We start from the raw sequence: 15,512 nt of genomic DNA, 5'->3' as shown, positions 1-15,512 counted from the left end.
ACGCCCACACCGTCCGGACATCAAAAAACCCCCGGTGCCATTTTGCGCCGGGGGTTTTTCGTTTTTTCGGTGCAGTCGGATCAGCCGATGGCCGCCGCTTTCACGTCGTCGTCGATAAAGGGCACATATTGCTCGAAATTATCGGCGAACATTTGCACCAGCTTGGCGGCCTGTGCGTCATACTCGTCCTTGTTCTCCCAGGTGCGGCGCGGATCAAGCAGAACCTCGGGCACGCCCGGCACATCCACCGGAACATCAAAGCCGAAATTCGGGTCCTTGCGGAATTTGGCTTCGGCCAGAGTGCCGTCCAGTGCCGCGGTGAGCAGCGCACGGGTTGCCTTGATCGGCATGCGCGAGCCGGTGCCATAGGCGCCGCCGGTCCAGCCGGTATTGACCAGCCAGCAGGTGGCACCGTGCTTGGCGATCTTGTCGCGCAGCAGGTTGCCATAGGCTTCGGGGCGGCGCGGCATGAAGGGCGCGCCAAAGCAGGTCGAGAAAGTGGGTTCCGGTTCGGTCACGCCACGTTCGGTGCCTGCCACCTTGGAGGTGAAGCCCGACAGGAAGTGATACATCGCCTGCGCCGGGGTCAGCCGCGCGATCGGGGGCAGCACGCCAAACGCGTCACAGGTCAGCATGATCACGTTTTTCGGATGCCCGCCCAGTGCCGTGCTCGACGCATTGGAAATGTATTCCAGCGGGTAGGCGCAGCGCATATTCGCAGTGAGAGAGTCGTCCTCGAAATCCAGTTCCTTGGTGTCGGGATCATAAACCATGTTTTCGATCACGGTGCCAAACTTGGACGTGGTGGCATAGATTTCCGGCTCAGCCTCGGCGTTGAGGTTGATGGTCTTGGCATAGCATCCACCCTCGAAATTGAAGGTGCCGCGATCCGACCAGCCATGTTCGTCATCACCGATCAGAACCCGCGCCGGGTCAGCCGACAGCGTGGTTTTGCCGGTGCCGGACAGGCCAAAGAAGATAGCAGTGTCGACCGGGTTGCCGACGGCGTGGTTGGCGGAGCAGTGCATCGGCATGATGCCTTTTTCCGGCAGCAGGTAGTTCAGCAGGGTAAACACGGATTTCTTGTTCTCGCCCGCGTATTCCGTCCCGCCGATCAGGATCAGCTTGCGGTCGAAATTCATCGCGATCACGGTTTCCGAACGGCAGTTGTGACGCTCTGGGTCGGCCTGGAAGCTCGGGCAGTTGATCACGGTGAAATCAGCGGTGAACTCATCAAGTTCCTCGCGTTCCGGGCGACGCAGCATGTGACGGATGAAAAGCCCGTGCCAGGCCAGTTCGGTGACCATGCGCACGTCGATGGCATGTGCCGGGTCAGCACCGCCGACGAGATCCTGCACGAAGTAGTCACGCCCTTTCATATGGGCGATTATGTCTTGGTAAAGCGCGTCAAACCCTTCGGGCGACATTTCGGCGTTGTTTTCCCACCAGATGCTGTCGGCAACACTGTCGGTCTTGACGATATGCTTGTCTTTGGGGGAACGGCCGGTGAACTTGCCGGTCGAGACAAGGAACGCCCCGCCCTGGCCCAGCGCGCCTTCTTTCCGCTGAAGCGCCTCTTCGATCAGCGCGGGCTCCATGAGGTTATAATAGACATTGCCCAGACCTTCGATCCCTTGATCTTCAAGCCGGAACTGCGGGTTTACCCGTCCAAATGCCATTTCTTGTCTCCTGTGTCCGCGCGCAATACTGGGCGGTTGTCTTCAGTCAGATGATGAAACACTCCATCGCCGGGCCCCGTAAACGGTCCCGGTGATCGGGTCTTAACATGTCGGTTGCGATGGTGAACAGGACGCAAACGCACAGTTAGCGCCACCAAGTATACGTTTAGCGCAATCAAATTTCGTGATGGGCGGATGGGTGCCGAAAGGTGAGGCAATTTAGCCATTCCTAAGGATTTTTCCGCTTCCATTGATGCGTCACGCGTGGGCGATTCGCAGTTTGGGATTGATTGGCACGGCGAAATCAAGGCATAGTAAGGAAAAAATAATGCAGCAGAGCAGTATAAGGACAGGCAAAATGTCTAAGATCGCCCTTGTGGACGATGACAGGAATATCCTGACATCGGTTTCCATGACACTCGAAGCCGAGGGCTTTGAGGTCGAAACCTATAACGACGGTCAATCCGCGCTGGACGCGTTCAACAAGAAACTTCCCGACATGGCTGTGCTTGATATCAAGATGCCGCGCATGGATGGGATGGACCTGTTGCAGCGCCTGCGCCAGAAAACCACCATGCCGGTCATTTTCCTCACCTCCAAGGATGACGAGATTGACGAGGTTCTAGGCCTGCGGATGGGGGCGGATGACTACGTCAAGAAACCGTTTTCGCAGCGTTTGCTGGTGGAACGTATCCGCGCCCTTCTGCGTCGTCAGGACGCGATGGAAACCGGCGCGGTCGGCGAAACCGAGGAAACCAAGGTCATGGAACGCGGCGAATTGCGGATGGATCCGCTGCGCCATGCGGTGACCTGGAAAGGTCAGGAAGTGTCGCTGACCGTAACGGAGTTCCTTTTGCTTCAGGCGCTGGCGCAACGGCCGGGTTTTGTAAAATCCCGCGATCAGCTGATGGATGTGGCCTATGATGATCAGGTCTATGTCGATGACCGTACCATCGACAGCCATATCAAACGGCTTCGCAAAAAGATGCGCAGCGTCGATCCCGAGTTTTCGGCGATCGAAACGCTGTATGGTATCGGCTACCGTTACAACGAAGAGTAATGGCTCTGGTTGAGGAGATGAGCGTGCAGAACGCAGGCTCCAAGCGGCGCGGTGATGTCGTTCTGGGTGACGACTGGGTCGCGCCCGATGGCACTGTTGAAAAAGAGCTGCAGGACAGTCGAAAGCGCAGGGGCGGGTTGCTGGCCTTGCGCTCGTCTCCGCTGACTCGCAAGATCATCACCTTCAACCTGATCGCTTTGAACGTTCTTGTGGGGGGAATTCTCTACCTGAATTCGTCTCGTGACGGGTTGGCCACGCAGCGCGCGGCCGGTCTGGTGGCCGAGGTGGAGCTGATCGCCGATGTGTTCGAGGCGCAGCTGCCCGGCAGCGCGCCAGTCAATCTTGCGACCGGCGACGGAGTGAATGTTGCGGCGACGCTGGACGGGATTGACTTGCGACGCGGTGCCGAGGTGCTGGTCTTTGACCCCGAAAGCACCATCATTGGCCGGACCAAGGCGACTCCGCTCGCGGAAAACACTCCACAGGAGGAAACAGGCAATACGCTGATCACGGACTTGCTGGCCCGGATCTGGGGCGCGGTTGCGGGCATTGTGACCGGCCCGTCCGAGCAAGAGGCGCGCGTCGAATTCGAAGCTGAACTGTCCCGCATGATCAAGCCAAGCCTAGAAGGCAAGAACGGGGTTCAGACGACGTCGGCACCTGACGGTGGCACCGTATTCTCGGTCAGCACGCCGATTTTTCAGGGGGATCGCGTTGTTGGCGCGGTCGCGCTGGTGTCTGCCTCGGGCGAAATTGACCGTCTGGTCCGTTCCGAGCGGGAACGCGTTTTGCAGATGTTCATCGTGGCGACGCTGGTGTCCATCGGGCTATCGCTGGTTCTGGCCTCCACGATTTCCAATCCGATTTCGGACCTTGCGGATGCCGCCGAAATCGGTCGGGACCGCGACCGAAGCAAAAGCGCGGGCGGACGCATCCGCATCCCTGATCTGACCGCGCGCCCTGATGAAATCGGGCGATTGTCGGGCGCTTTGCGCGGCATGGTATCTGCGCTCTACGACCGGATTGATGGCAACGAGCAATTCGCGGCCGATGTCGCGCATGAGATCAAAAACCCGCTGGCATCGCTGCGCTCTGCCGTAGGCAGCCTGCGTATGGTCAAGCGGGAGGATCACCGCGAAAAGCTTCTCGATGTGATCGACCATGACGTGCGCCGTCTTGACCGGCTGGTCAGCGACATCTCCAACGCGTCGCGGCTGGACAGCGAGTTGGTCAAGGAAGAGCAATCGCGCTTTGATCTTCTGGATATGGTTGGCAATCTCGCTGAATACCTTGGCGAAGACGCCAAGACCAAAGGCATCGAGTTCATCACCGACCTGCCCGATAAACCGATCCATATTCACGGTCTTGAGGCGCGGTTGGCGCAGGTTTTTGTCAACCTGATCACCAACGCGATCAGCTTTTGCGAAGATGGCGACGCCATTCGCGTCTGGGCGCGGCAAAGGGAAAATCGCGTGCTCGTTGTGGTCGAGGATACCGGTCCGGGCATACCGGACGAGGCACTGTCGAAGATTTTCAAACGCTTCTATTCGCATCGGCCAGAGACTGATTTCGGCAACAACTCCGGCCTTGGCCTTGCGATCTCCAAGCAGATTGTCGAAGCCCATGACGGGGTGATCTGGGCCGAAAACATCCGCCCGACCGAAGCCGATGTGACGTCTGAGCCCTTGGGCGCGCGTTTCGTCGTCGGTTTGCCGGTCTGATCCTTGTCCGCACCGGGGTCAGAGCAGATCATCCATGCAAGCGCCGTGGCCTTTGATGGTCGCGGCGTGCTTGTTCTGGGGGTGTCGGGGGCCGGGAAATCAACGCTTGCGCTGAATCTCATGGCGATGGGAGCAGACCTGGTTGCAGATGACCGGACCTGTCTGTCACGGTCCGGAGACCATGTTGTTGCAGATTGTCCCAACGCATTGTCCGGTATGATCGAGGCCCGCGCGGTCGGGTTGTTGAACGCAAACGCTGCCGGGCCGACAAAACTCTGCCTCGTGGTTGACCTGGACAAGAGCGAAACCGACCGGCTTCCCCCCTTTCGTAGCACGCGCCTCTTGGGGGTAGACATGCCTTTGCTTCACAATGTTGCGCAGTCCTGTTTTCCCGCAGCGATCCGGCAATATGTGATGCATGGTCGACGCGCATGATCAGGACGTCAAAAACCATGCCACAGGATCCAAAGGCGGAACGCCGTTTGACATTGGTGACCGGACCATCAGGGGCCGGACGCTCGACTGCGCTGAACGTTCTGGAAGATCTGGGGTTCGAGACCATCGACAACCTGCCTCTGTCGCTTGTCCCGCGTTTGTTCGAAAGCGGCGAGACCGGACGCGATATGGCGCTTGGTATCGATGTGCGCACGCGGGACTTTTCACCTGCCGCTCTGGTTGGCCTGCTGGCGGAACTTGCCAACCGTTTGGGGGCGGCGGCGGATCTCGTGTTTCTCGACGCGGCTCCGGACGTACTTCAGGCGCGGTATTCCGAAACGCGCCGACGACACCCGCTTGCGCCCGATGGAACCCCGGAAACGGGCATTGCGCGGGAACTTGAACTTCTGGCCCCGGTTCGCGATCACGCAACCATCCTGCTCGACACATCCGAGCTGTCGCCGCATGAATTGCGGATCGAGTTGCAGCGGTTTTTCGCGACGAATGCGGCCCACGGAATGGCGGTCTCGGTGCAGTCCTTTTCCTACAAACGTGGGTTGCCCCGAGGCGCAGATGTTGTGTTCGACTGCCGGTTTCTCGACAATCCGCACTGGGTGCCCGATTTGCGCGAACTGACCGGTCTTGATGCCCGAGTCGCGCGACATATCGAACAGGATGACTGCTTTGCGCCTTTCCGGGCAAAGGTGCTTGACCTGCTGTTGTTTCAATTGCCCGCTGCCCGTGGCGAAGGCAAAGCGCATTTTGCGGTGGGCTTTGGATGTACCGGGGGCAAGCACCGCTCGGTTGCGATGGCTGAAACCGTTGCAGATGGGCTTGCACATGAGGGCTGGCAGGTGTCAATTAGGCATCGAGAACTGGAGCGCCGTGCCCTTGATCCAAGCGGCGATGGATTGATCGCCCCGGACAATAACAATGCGAGGAATGGCTGACCGTGATCGGAATCGTGATCGTGGCGCATGGCGGGCTGGCCAAGGAATACCTGGCCGCGGTCGAACATGTGGTCGGGCAGCAGCCCGGTATTCGCGCCATTGCGATCGAACCCGAACATGTGCGGGCCGACAAACAGGCGGAAATCTGCGAAGCGGCCGATGCCGTTGATCAGGGCGGCGGCGTGGTGATCGTCACGGATATGTTCGGCGGCTCGCCCTCCAACCTGTCCTTGCGGGCCTGTGCGCCGGACAATCGCCGGATCCTCTATGGGGCCAATCTCCCGATGCTGATCAAACTGGCCAAATCCCGCCAATTGAGCGTCGCGGATGCGGTGCGCCGCGCCACCGAGGCGGGGCGCAAGTATATTGACAGCCTGAACATTTCCCCGGACTAGAGACATATGACTGACACCGTGACCCGTTCGATGAAGATCGTGAATGAAAAAGGTCTTCATGCCCGCGCCTCGGCCAAACTGGTCGAGGTTGTGGAAGGCTTTGATGCCAGTGCCGAGGTTTCGAACGACGGCATGAGCGCTGGCGGCGATTCCATCATGGGGCTTTTGATGTTGGCAGCGTCCAAAGGAACCACTATTGAGGTCCAAACCTCTGGCCCGGATGCCGAGGCGCTGGCTGATGCGGTCGAGGCGCTTGTGGCGGACAAGTTCGGAGAAGAATGCTAGGGTCAGATGACCCGCGATACAGGACGCAGACGACGTAGAATGGTGGACACCTCGCAATCAGGCGCCGACCGGGCCGACCAAACGGCGAGCCAACCGGTCCCCTATGACAAGCGCAAGCTGTCCTATGCCAATACCTTTACCAACCCGTGGAAAGCCAACACGATCCGCGCGATGGAGTGGATGACCGGCAAACTACCGCTCTTGCGTCTTGTCCGCCGGTTCGAGCGTATGGGCCCCGCCGAGGGGCAGGCGTTCTGGTCTCAGGCCTTGGGCCTGATGAAAATCGACCTGCTCACGCCGCAAGAGCAGATTGCGCGCATTCCTGCAGAAGGTCCTGTGATTGTTGTGGCCAACCACCCTCATGGGTTGGTGGACGGAATGGTGCTTGCGGAACTGATCGGCCGGGTGCGAACCGATTACAAGATCCTGACCCGGAACCTTTTGACCGGTGTGCGGGAGATCGAACAATTCATGATTCCAGTGCCGTTTCCGCATGAGGAAAACGCCCGCGAGGAAAGCCTTGCCATGCGCCAGAGGGCCATGGACCACCTCAAGAATGGTGGCGTGATTGCGCTGTTCCCGTCCGGTGTGGTCGCGGCGTCTGAGACGCTTTTTGGCGATGCGGTTGAAGCCGTGTGGAACCCCTTTACAGCCAAGATGATCACGCGCTCCGGTGCAACGGTGGTGCCGATCCATTTCCCGGGCCAGAATTCGCGTGTCTACCAGATAGCCAACCGCATTTCAGCCACCCTGCGGCAGGGATTGTTGCTGCACGAAGTGGTTCATTCCTGCAAACGCCCGCAATCCCCGATTATCGGGGAGCCCATCACAGCCGAAGAAATCCGGAAATGGGGCACAAAACCGCGCGAGATGATGGAATGGTTGCGCAGCCACACGCTCAGCCTCGGGAACTGAACCGGCACATCGCCGCAGTCACCAAATTCCGTTCACGGAATTTGCAAATTTCTTGTAAGAAATTTGGCCCGGCTCACCGGGTGGGAACGGGTTCCTCACCACGGTAGTCATAAAACCCGCGCTGCGACTTGCGTCCCAGCCATCCGGCCTCGACATATTTGGTGAGCAATGGGCAGGGACGGTATTTGGTATCCGCCAACCCGTCATGCAGCACATTCATGATCGCAAGGCAGGTGTCCAACCCAATGAAATCGGCCAGTTCCAGCGGCCCCATCGGGTGGTTGGTCCCCAGCTTCATCGCCTGATCGATGGAGCGGACATTACCCACGCCCTCATACAGCGTATAGACGGCTTCATTGATCATGGGCATCAGGATGCGGTTGACGATGAAAGCCGGGAAATCCTCGGCGCTGGCTGCGGTTTTGCCAAGCCGCTCCACGACGGCCAGACAGGCTTCATAGGTTTCCTTGTCGGTGGCGATCCCGCGGATCAATTCCACAAGCTGCATCACCGGCACAGGGTTCATGAAGTGGAACCCCATGAATTTCTCCGGGCGATCCGTACGACTTGCCAGCCGCGTGATCGAGATTGACGAGGTATTGGAGGTCAGGATCGTCGTTGGTTTCAGATGCGGAACAAGGTCTTCGAAAATCGCCTGTTTCACGGTTTCGCGTTCTGTCGCCGCCTCGATCACAAGGTCCGTCTGGCCCAGATCTGTCAGGGTCAGCGTTGTGCGGATGCGCGCCATCGCTGCGGCCTTGTCCTCTGCGGATACCTTTCCCCGGGACACCTGCCGTTCGATATTCTTGTCGATCCGCGCCACGGCGGCCTTGAGCGCGTCATCCGAGATATCCGTCATCAGCACATCGTAGCCGGCAAGCGCCATGACATGCGCGATCCCGTTGCCCATCTGGCCCGCACCGATGACGCCGATTGTCTGAATGTCCATCTCTGGCCCCCATAGGTTTCGCGCCGACAATAGGCAGCTTCACCGCCTGCGTGCAAGGGCAGGACCTCCGCAGCAGCTGTCTAAAACTCGCGGCAAATCCGACATTTAGGCATTTGGCAAGGGAATCACGCGAATTTGGCCTCGGGTGAAAAGAAATTGGTGGGTGTTATGACCTTTGCAAATCCCGGGGGCGCGGCCCCCGACTATCTTCCGTGCCGGTATGGCAAGTCACGTCTGGTGTTTCGCGGTCCGCGCAGGCGGCTTGAGGGCGATTATGTCGCGATGCTCGGCGGAACGGAGACCTATGGAAAATTCATTGAGCGACCATTCCCGGATCTGGCAGAGGATCGTATTGGCGCGGTCTGTGTGAATTTCGGCTGTGTGAATGCCGGGATAGACGCATTCGTCAACGATACGGAACTCATGGATGCCGCCAATCGCGCGCGCGCGACGGTGGTGCAAATCATGGGGGCGCAAAACATGTCCAACCGTCTTTATTCGGTGCACCCCCGGCGCAATGACCGGTTTGTAAAAGCCTCCACGATGCTTCAGGCAATCTATCGAGAGGTGGATTTTACGGAATTCCACTTTACGCGCCACATGCTGACCAAACTGCAATATATTGGCCCGGACCGGTTTGCCATGGTGCGCGATGAATTGAAACAGGCCTGGACTGCGCGCATGCACCTGTTGTTGCAGCGTATCAGAAGCCCCGTGCTGTTGCTTTGGTTTGCCGATCACGCGCCACCGCCGCGAGACGACACCAGCATGCGAGATCCCTGTTTCGTGGATCGGGACATGCTTGAGGAACTGCGCCCGCTCGTCGCCGATATTGTCGAACTCAAGGTCAGCCGCGCCGCCTTGTCTGCGGGAACCGAAGGGATGGTATACGATCCCATGGACGTCAATGCCGCACGAGAGCTTATGGGCCCCGCAGCACATGAAGAGGCGGCGGATGCGCTCAGCGCGGCTCTGTCCGGATTGCTCAAGAAACGTCACTAGACACGAAATAGGCCCATCAGGAGTTGATGGGCCTATTGCATGGTTCAGCGAAGAGCGGGGCAATCCCGCATGGCTTAGCCGAGCTTTTCGGTCAGTTCCGGCACTGCCTCAAACAGGTCTGCGACCAGACCGTAATCGGCCACCTGGAAGATTGGCGCTTCTTCGTCCTTGTTGATCGCGACGATCACCTTGGAGTCCTTCATGCCCGCGAGGTGCTGGATCGCGCCCGAGATACCCACGGCGATGTAGAGATCCGGGGCCACGACCTTGCCGGTCTGGCCCACCTGCCAGTCGTTGGGCGCAAAGCCCGAATCGACTGCGGCGCGGGATGCGCCAACGGCGGCGCCCAGCTTGTCGGCCAGTTTCTCGATCAGCGCGAAGTCTTCCTCGGAGCCGACACCACGACCACCGGAGACAACCACTCCCGCCGAGGTCAGTTCGGGACGATCGCTTTCGGCGACCTTGTCTTCGACCCAGGAGGACAGGTCATTGGATGCGCCCGCGATGTTTTCCACCGCGGCCGAGCCGCCGGTGCCCGCCGCATCAAAGGTCGAGGTCCGGAAGGAGATGACCTTTGTCGCGTCTGAGGATTTCACCGTCTGGATCGCGTTGCCTGCATAGATCGGGCGTTCGAACGTGTCGGCATCGACAACGCCGGACACATCGGTCAGCACCATCACATCCAGCATCGCCGCCACGCGCGGCAGCACGTTTTTCGCGTCGGTCGTGGCAGGCGCTACGATATGGCTGTAGTCACCGGCCAGACCCACGATCAGGTCCGCGGTGGCCTCGGCCAGACGATGGCCCAGACCCGAGTCTTCGGCACATAGCACTTTCGCCACACCGTCGATTGTCGCGGCTTCTGCCGCCGCATCGGCAGCGGAGGCCCCGGCGCAGAGCACGGTCACATCGCCCAGCTGTTTCGCTGCGGTGACCGCCTTGGCGGTGGCATCCATCGACAGCGCGCCGTCATTCACTTCGGCCAAAAGAAGTACAGCCATTACACAGCCCCCGCTTCCTTGAGTTTCGCAACAAGCTCATCGACCGAGCCGACAATCTCACCGGCTTCACGCGCAGCGGGTTCGTCGGTCTTCACGATCTCCAGACGCGGGGTGACATCGACGCCGTAATCGGCGGCGGTTTTCTCATCCAGCGGCTTTTTCTTGGCTTTCATGATGTTGGGCAGGGACGCATAGCGCGGCTCGTTGAGGCGCAGGTCCACGGTGACCACCGCAGGCATCTTGACTTCGATGGTCTGCAACCCGCCATCCACCTCGCGGGTGACTTTCGCGCTATCGCCTTCGATCTCCAGCTTGGAGGCAAAGGTCGCCTGGCTCCAGCCCATCAGCGCCGAAAGCATCTGGCCGGTGGCGTTCATGTCATTGTCGATGGCTTGCTTGCCGCAGAGCACCAGACCGGGCTGTTCCTCTTCGACCACCTTGGCGAGGATCTTGGCCACGGCCAGCGGCTCGATGTCCTGATGCACGTCATCGGCGGCCACCACGAGGATCGCACGATCCGCGCCCATGGCGAGAGCGGTACGCAGGGTTTCCTGCGATTGCTTCACGCCGATGGAGACGGCAATGATTTCTTCGGCTTTGCCGGCCTCTTTCAGGCGGATGGCCTCTTCGACAGCAATCTCGTCGAACGGGTTCATCGACATTTTGACATTGGCCAGATCGACACCGCTGCCATCCGCTTTCACACGGACCTTCACGTTGTAGTCGATCACGCGCTTGACCGGTACAAGTACCTTCATGCGTGGGTCTCCCTTGAGTTTTCGCGCCACCGGGCACGATTCCGAAACTTCTCAGACCGGTTGATAAAGGCTGGCGCAAGCGGGAAACAGGTCAAAATCGTCACGTGAGCGCTAAAGGACGCCGCGTTTCGTGAAAAATTCCGGACCGCTTTCGTTGCGGGCCGCCGTAGGGTGGGCAATTCTGCCCACCGTCACCCGCGCCAGCTGAAGAAATCCGGGCCTGCGCGCTCCAGCAGCCGCCGTCCCATCTCATGGCCCAGCTTCGCGCCATCTTCGACGGGTGCTGTTTCTGCATCCGACAAAACTTCGGACCCATCGGGCCGAAGAACCTCGCCACGCAGGCGCAACATCCCGCCGCTCAGCTCCGCCAGCCCCGCGATCGGCGTCTCGCAGGATCCGTCCAGCGCCGCCAGAAACGCGCGTTCCGCCGCCAGCCGTTCGCCGGTTTCCCGGTCATGCAGCGGTTCCAGAAGCGCGGCGGTGACCGTGTCGCCCTCGCGCCGCTCGATGCCAATCGCGCCCTGCGCCACCGCGGGCAGCATGTCGTCGGGCGCAATCGCCGCCGCAGGCACCTGATCCAGCATCCCCAGCCGCGTCAGCCCCGCCATGGCGAGGAAAGTGCAGCTTGCCACCCCGTCCTCAAGCTTCTTCAGCCGTGTCTGCACATTGCCCCGGAACTGCACCACCTGCAGATCGGGTCGGCGGTTGAGCAATTGTGCCCGCCGCCGGAGCGACGACGTGCCCACAACCGCGCCTTCCGGCAGCTCTGCGATGCCGCCCAGCGTGGGCGACACGAATGCGTCGCGCACATCCTCGCGCCGCAGGTAACACTCCAGCACCAGCCCACCGGGCTGCAGGACCGGCATATCCTTCATCGAATGCACGGCGATGTCGATCCCGCCCGAGAGCAGCGCCTCTTCTATTTCCTTGGTGAACAGACCCTTGCCGCCCAATTCCTTGAGCGGTGTATCACTCGCAATCAGAGCGCGGTCGTCACCGGTGGTCTTGATCACCACGATTTCAAAGGCCTCTTCGGGCAGGTCAAACGCCGCCATGATCCGGCCACGGGTTTCGTGGGCCTGTGCCAGCGCCAGCGGCGAGCCACGAGTGCCGATTTTAAGCGGTGCGTCGGGGGAGGGCAAAGCATGTGTCATGGCGGCTTTCCTAGCCGCGCGCCGGGGGCGAGGCAAGCGCCCGCCTTGACAACCGCGCCCGTGCAAGAGACCAACAGCGCAACAAGCGGAGACCTTCATGACCCAGCCGACCAAGACGATCCTGCGTGCCCTTGCCGGGGAAACCCTGCCCACCCCGCCGATCTGGATGATGCGGCAGGCGGGCCGCTACCTGCCGGAATACCGTGCGACGCGGGCGCAGGCCGGCGATTTCCTGTCTCTGTGCTACAATCCGGAGCTTGCCGCCGAGGTCACGTTGCAGCCCATTCGCCGCTACGGGTTCGATGCGGCGATCCTGTTTGCGGATATCTTGCTGGTGCCGCAGGCGCTGGGGGCGGATCTGTGGTTTGTCACCGGTGAAGGGCCACGGCTGTCCACGATCACGTCACAGGCGGATTTCGATGCGCTCAAACCCGCTTCTGACATTCACGACACCTTGTCGCCGATCTACGAGACTGTGCGCATCCTGTCGCGGGAACTGCCGAAAGAGACGACGCTCATTGGCTTTGCGGGCGCGCCCTGGACCGTGGCGACCTATATGATTGCCGGGCGCGGTACGCCGGATCAGGGCCCGGCCCATGCGCTCAAGGACGAGAACCGCCCGGTGTTCGAGGCGCTTCTGCACCGGATCACCGAGGCGACCATTGATTATCTGTCCTGCCAGATCGAGGCGGGGGCCGAGGTGGTCAAGGTGTTCGACAGCTGGGCTGGATCGCTGAAAGGCGATGATTTCGACAAATACGCACTGGAACCGGCGAAACGCATCATTGTCGCGCTGAAGGAAAAGCATCCGGGCATTCCGGTCATCGCCTTCCCGCGTGAGGCGGGGGAGAAATACGTGGGATTCGCCAAGGCCACCGGGGCCGATTGCGTGGCGCTGGACAATTCGGTCGACGCCATATGGGCGGCAGAACATGTGCAGATCGATGGATGTGTGCAGGGCAACCTTGCGTCCAGGCATATGGTCACCGGCGGTCAGGCGCTGGTGAACGAGACCCGCGCCATCGTCGAGGCGTTCCGCAAGGGTCCGCATATCTTCAACCTCGGTCACGGGATCACGCCGGATGCCGATCCGGAGAATGTGCAGCTGATGATCGACACGGTGCGCGCGATGTAGTCTGTAGGGTGGGCATTTCTGCCCACCGCTACCGCCGAAACGGGCGCTGCCGCCAGCCTTTGGGGCGGCGCATCTGCAATTGTTCGCGCAGGAACACCACAAGCCCTGCGCCCACGATCAAGGCACATCCGGCCCATGTCGCAGCACTGGGCCATTCGGCAAAAAACGCCCAGCCCCAGAAAATCGCCAAAGGCAGGCCCAGATATTCAAACGGCGCGATGGTCGCCGCATTGGCCAGCCGATAGGCGGCGCTGAGCGCATAGCCGATAATCCCCGAGGCACAGCCCAGACCGACAAATGTCCAAAGGTCGGTTGGCGGCGGAACGACCCAGGCCCGCAGCAGGAACTGGATGCTTTCATCCTCGACGCCTTCGGCATATCGGCCATCCCCGGCAATGACGAAAAAGCCAAGGGACACCAAAAGAAAAATAGTCTGGATATAGACCGCCATGGCCGCAGCCCGGCTTTTGACGCCCAGTTTACGGGTCAGGACCTGCATCAGCGCATATGTGAGGGCCGCCAGCACCGGCAGGAGCAGGGCCGCGCGTGAGACATTCAATGGCTCGCTGGCCCATGGCTGCTGCATCACGACAACGCCAAGGAAACCCACCACAACCGCGCCAATCCGCCATGGCCCGACGCTTTCGCCAAGAAACGGTATGGACAGCAAGGTGATGAACAGAGGTGCCACGAAAAACAGCGCTGTGGCTTGTGCCAGAGGCATGACCGCAACGGCGGCGTAAAAGGTCATGTTGGCAATCACCACCAAAAGGCCCCGCAAAAGGTGCAACGGGTGCCAATCCGTGATCAGGATGCGGAACCCGCCGGAGAAATGAACGAATGTCAGCGAAAAGATCAGCCCGATGGCCGACCGTGTGGCCACGATCTGGTGCAGCGGATAGCCGCCCGATAGCAGCTTGATCAGCAAGTCGTTGATCGAAATCGCGAAAATCCCGGCGCAGATAAAGGCAATGCCAAGCCCAGGCTTGTCCTGATCGTCTGAAAGCATGTCCTTGCCTACCCCATCACGGGTGGACGGGACAGGTTGGATGCGACATGCCGATGTCGCAAATCCGGTGCGATTGCGCATTGCCATTTGAACCGATTGGTTTAGTTTGCCACCGCGAATAGGGGAGGCGCGCATGACACCCATCGTTGAGATCAACGGCCTGAAAAAGGTCTATGACGGCGGTTTCGAAGCGCTCAGAGGCGTGGATCTGGACATACAGGAAGGCGAAATTCTGGCTTTGCTGGGTCCGAACGGCGCGGGCAAGACAACGCTGATTTCTACGGTTTGCGGCATCACGAATGCCAGTGCCGGACAGGTGCGCGTGGGTGGCCATGATATCCAGTCAGACTATCGCGCGGCGCGCATGATGGTTGGGCTTGTTCCGCAGGAAATCCATCTGGAACCGTTCACCACTGTGTGGAAAGCGGTGCGTTTCACCCGCGGGCTTTTTGGCTGCAAGCCGGATGATGCCTATCTTGAGAAAATCCTCAAACAGCTGTCCCTGTGGGACAAGCGCAACAACACGACCATGGAATTGTCCGGCGGGATGAAACGCCGTGTTCTGATCGCCAAGGCGTTGAGCCATGAACCGCGCGTGCTCTTCCTTGATGAGCCGACGGCGGGGGTCGATGTCGAGCTGCGCAAGGAGATGTGGGAGGTGGTGGCCGATCTCAAGCGCTCGGGCGTGACCATCATCCTGACCACGCATTACATCGAAGAGGCCGAAGCCATTGCCGACCGGGTTGGTGTGATTGCCAAGGGCGAATTGCTGCTGGTCGAGAAAACCGCCTCTCTCATGGCTCGGATGGGGCAAAAGGAACTGGTGATCGAGCTGCAGGAGCCGGTTGAAACACTGCCCGATACGCTTGCCTCATATGCGCTGGAGATCGAGCAGGACGGTCATGCGCTGCGCTACACTTATGACACCAACCGCGAGCGTACCGGTTGAGCTACCCCCTGAAATTCGGACACTGACGTAAGCTACGATTTGTTGTCTGCTGGTCTTCGACGATAAGGAGATTAGAGATGTCGAAACGGAAGAACCATTCGCCGGAGTTCAAGGC

General features: G+C 60.0%; 16 protein-coding genes. 10 read left to right on the top strand and 6 right to left on the bottom strand.

Annotation, left to right across the window (positions count from 1 at the left end; all coding sequences use genetic code 11):
* Window positions 1-80: 80 nt before the first annotated feature.
* Window positions 81-1,679 carry a phosphoenolpyruvate carboxykinase gene (locus PGB28_RS12365; RefSeq protein ID WP_271421819.1) on the bottom strand — a complete coding sequence of 533 codons (1,599 nt, stop codon included), beginning with the start codon at window positions 1,677-1,679 and terminating at the stop codon, window positions 81-83.
* Window positions 1,680-2,037: 358 nt separating this feature from the next.
* Here PGB28_RS12365 and PGB28_RS12360 point away from each other — a divergent pair, with 358 nt between their 5' ends.
* From PGB28_RS12360 to PGB28_RS12330, 7 genes are read left to right on the top strand one after another with little or no spacing between them, the layout of a single operon-like run.
* Window positions 2,038-2,739, top strand: coding sequence for a response regulator transcription factor (locus PGB28_RS12360; protein WP_271421818.1), 702 nt, complete (start codon window positions 2,038-2,040; stop codon window positions 2,737-2,739).
* Complete coding sequence (locus PGB28_RS12355; RefSeq protein WP_271421817.1) at window positions 2,739-4,460, top strand: sensor histidine kinase; 1,722 nt, start codon at window positions 2,739-2,741, stop codon at window positions 4,458-4,460. Before PGB28_RS12360 ends, PGB28_RS12355 begins: the two co-directional genes overlap by 1 nt.
* A gap of 45 nt (window positions 4,461-4,505) precedes the next feature.
* Window positions 4,506-4,895, top strand: a complete 390-nt coding sequence (locus PGB28_RS12350) for an HPr kinase/phosphorylase (protein WP_333908240.1) — start codon at window positions 4,506-4,508, stop codon at window positions 4,893-4,895.
* 17 nt (window positions 4,896-4,912) lie between these two features.
* Complete coding sequence (gene rapZ / locus PGB28_RS12345; RefSeq protein WP_271421815.1) at window positions 4,913-5,845, top strand: RNase adapter RapZ; 933 nt, start codon at window positions 4,913-4,915, stop codon at window positions 5,843-5,845.
* Window positions 5,846-5,847: 2 nt separating this feature from the next.
* Complete coding sequence (locus tag PGB28_RS12340) at window positions 5,848-6,240, top strand: PTS sugar transporter subunit IIA (protein WP_271421814.1); 393 nt, start codon at window positions 5,848-5,850, stop codon at window positions 6,238-6,240.
* A 6-nt stretch (window positions 6,241-6,246) separates the two neighbouring features.
* Complete coding sequence (locus PGB28_RS12335; protein ID WP_271421813.1) at window positions 6,247-6,525, top strand: HPr family phosphocarrier protein; 279 nt, start codon at window positions 6,247-6,249, stop codon at window positions 6,523-6,525.
* A 39-nt stretch (window positions 6,526-6,564) separates the two neighbouring features.
* Complete coding sequence (locus PGB28_RS12330; protein ID WP_271421947.1) at window positions 6,565-7,440, top strand: lysophospholipid acyltransferase family protein; 876 nt, start codon at window positions 6,565-6,567, stop codon at window positions 7,438-7,440.
* A 73-nt stretch (window positions 7,441-7,513) separates the two neighbouring features.
* Here the strand turns inward: PGB28_RS12330 and PGB28_RS12325 are convergent, their stop codons facing one another.
* Window positions 7,514-8,389 (bottom strand): 3-hydroxybutyryl-CoA dehydrogenase, encoded by an 876-nt coding sequence (locus PGB28_RS12325; RefSeq protein ID WP_271421812.1) that lies wholly within the window; start codon window positions 8,387-8,389, stop codon window positions 7,514-7,516.
* 168 nt (window positions 8,390-8,557) lie between these two features.
* On the opposite strand from PGB28_RS12325, the gene PGB28_RS12320 reads away from it, so the two are divergent.
* Window positions 8,558-9,391, top strand: a complete 834-nt coding sequence (locus PGB28_RS12320) for a DUF6473 family protein (protein ID WP_271421811.1) — start codon at window positions 8,558-8,560, stop codon at window positions 9,389-9,391.
* A 74-nt stretch (window positions 9,392-9,465) separates the two neighbouring features.
* On the opposite strand, the gene PGB28_RS12315 is transcribed toward PGB28_RS12320, so the two are convergent.
* The 3 genes from PGB28_RS12315 to hemC all read right to left on the bottom strand — a co-directional run bounded on the left by PGB28_RS12315 (window position 9,466) and on the right by hemC (window position 12,304).
* Window positions 9,466-10,392 (bottom strand): electron transfer flavoprotein subunit alpha/FixB family protein, encoded by a 927-nt coding sequence (locus tag PGB28_RS12315; protein ID WP_271421810.1) that lies wholly within the window; start codon window positions 10,390-10,392, stop codon window positions 9,466-9,468.
* On the bottom strand, window positions 10,392-11,150 hold the full coding sequence (locus PGB28_RS12310) for an electron transfer flavoprotein subunit beta/FixA family protein (protein WP_271421809.1): 759 nt from the start codon (window positions 11,148-11,150) through the stop codon (window positions 10,392-10,394). Before PGB28_RS12310 ends, PGB28_RS12315 begins: the two co-directional genes overlap by 1 nt.
* Before the next feature lie 191 nt (window positions 11,151-11,341).
* A complete protein-coding gene (gene hemC, locus PGB28_RS12305; RefSeq protein ID WP_271421808.1) occupies window positions 11,342-12,304 on the bottom strand; it encodes a hydroxymethylbilane synthase in 963 nt (320 codons plus the stop codon).
* Window positions 12,305-12,401: 97 nt separating this feature from the next.
* Here hemC and hemE point away from each other — a divergent pair, with 97 nt between their 5' ends.
* A complete protein-coding gene (hemE, locus tag PGB28_RS12300) occupies window positions 12,402-13,439 on the top strand; it encodes a uroporphyrinogen decarboxylase (RefSeq protein WP_271421807.1) in 1,038 nt (345 codons plus the stop codon).
* A 28-nt stretch (window positions 13,440-13,467) separates the two neighbouring features.
* Here the strand turns inward: hemE and PGB28_RS12295 are convergent, their stop codons facing one another.
* Complete coding sequence (locus PGB28_RS12295; protein ID WP_271421806.1) at window positions 13,468-14,448, bottom strand: DMT family transporter; 981 nt, start codon at window positions 14,446-14,448, stop codon at window positions 13,468-13,470.
* 133 nt (window positions 14,449-14,581) lie between these two features.
* Here PGB28_RS12295 and PGB28_RS12290 point away from each other — a divergent pair, with 133 nt between their 5' ends.
* On the top strand, window positions 14,582-15,397 hold the full coding sequence (locus PGB28_RS12290; RefSeq protein ID WP_271421805.1) for an ABC transporter ATP-binding protein: 816 nt from the start codon (window positions 14,582-14,584) through the stop codon (window positions 15,395-15,397).
* Window positions 15,398-15,512 lie beyond the last annotated feature (115 nt).

It is taken from the genome of Primorskyibacter aestuariivivens (assembly GCF_028023675.1).
Classification (GTDB): domain Bacteria; phylum Pseudomonadota; class Alphaproteobacteria; order Rhodobacterales; family Rhodobacteraceae; genus Marinovum; species Marinovum aestuariivivens.
The sequence above is the reverse complement of the archived record's forward strand: the minus strand, read 5'-3'. Positions and strand labels throughout refer to the sequence as shown.

Bases quoted from the DNA above. Each gene is read 5' to 3' on its own strand.
- rapZ (WP_271421815.1), top strand. From the start codon at position 4,913: ATGCCACAGGATCCAAAGGCGGAACGCCGTTTGACATTGGTGACCGGA.
- PGB28_RS12330 (WP_271421947.1), top strand. From the start codon at position 6,565: ATGGTGGACACCTCGCAATCAGGCGCCGACCGGGCCGACCAAACGGCG.
- hemC (WP_271421808.1), bottom strand. From the start codon at position 12,304: ATGACACATGCTTTGCCCTCCCCCGACGCACCGCTTAAAATCGGCACT.
- PGB28_RS12360 (WP_271421818.1), top strand. From the start codon at position 2,038: ATGTCTAAGATCGCCCTTGTGGACGATGACAGGAATATCCTGACATCG.
- PGB28_RS12355 (WP_271421817.1), top strand. From the start codon at position 2,739: ATGGCTCTGGTTGAGGAGATGAGCGTGCAGAACGCAGGCTCCAAGCGG.
- PGB28_RS12365 (WP_271421819.1), bottom strand. From the start codon at position 1,679: ATGGCATTTGGACGGGTAAACCCGCAGTTCCGGCTTGAAGATCAAGGG.
- PGB28_RS12315 (WP_271421810.1), bottom strand. From the start codon at position 10,392: ATGGCTGTACTTCTTTTGGCCGAAGTGAATGACGGCGCGCTGTCGATG.
- PGB28_RS12310 (WP_271421809.1), bottom strand. From the start codon at position 11,150: ATGAAGGTACTTGTACCGGTCAAGCGCGTGATCGACTACAACGTGAAG.
- PGB28_RS12325 (WP_271421812.1), bottom strand. From the start codon at position 8,389: ATGGACATTCAGACAATCGGCGTCATCGGTGCGGGCCAGATGGGCAAC.
- PGB28_RS12335 (WP_271421813.1), top strand. From the start codon at position 6,247: ATGACTGACACCGTGACCCGTTCGATGAAGATCGTGAATGAAAAAGGT.
- PGB28_RS12295 (WP_271421806.1), bottom strand. From the start codon at position 14,448: ATGCTTTCAGACGATCAGGACAAGCCTGGGCTTGGCATTGCCTTTATC.
- PGB28_RS12290 (WP_271421805.1), top strand. From the start codon at position 14,582: ATGACACCCATCGTTGAGATCAACGGCCTGAAAAAGGTCTATGACGGC.
- hemE (WP_271421807.1), top strand. From the start codon at position 12,402: ATGACCCAGCCGACCAAGACGATCCTGCGTGCCCTTGCCGGGGAAACC.
- PGB28_RS12320 (WP_271421811.1), top strand. From the start codon at position 8,558: ATGACCTTTGCAAATCCCGGGGGCGCGGCCCCCGACTATCTTCCGTGC.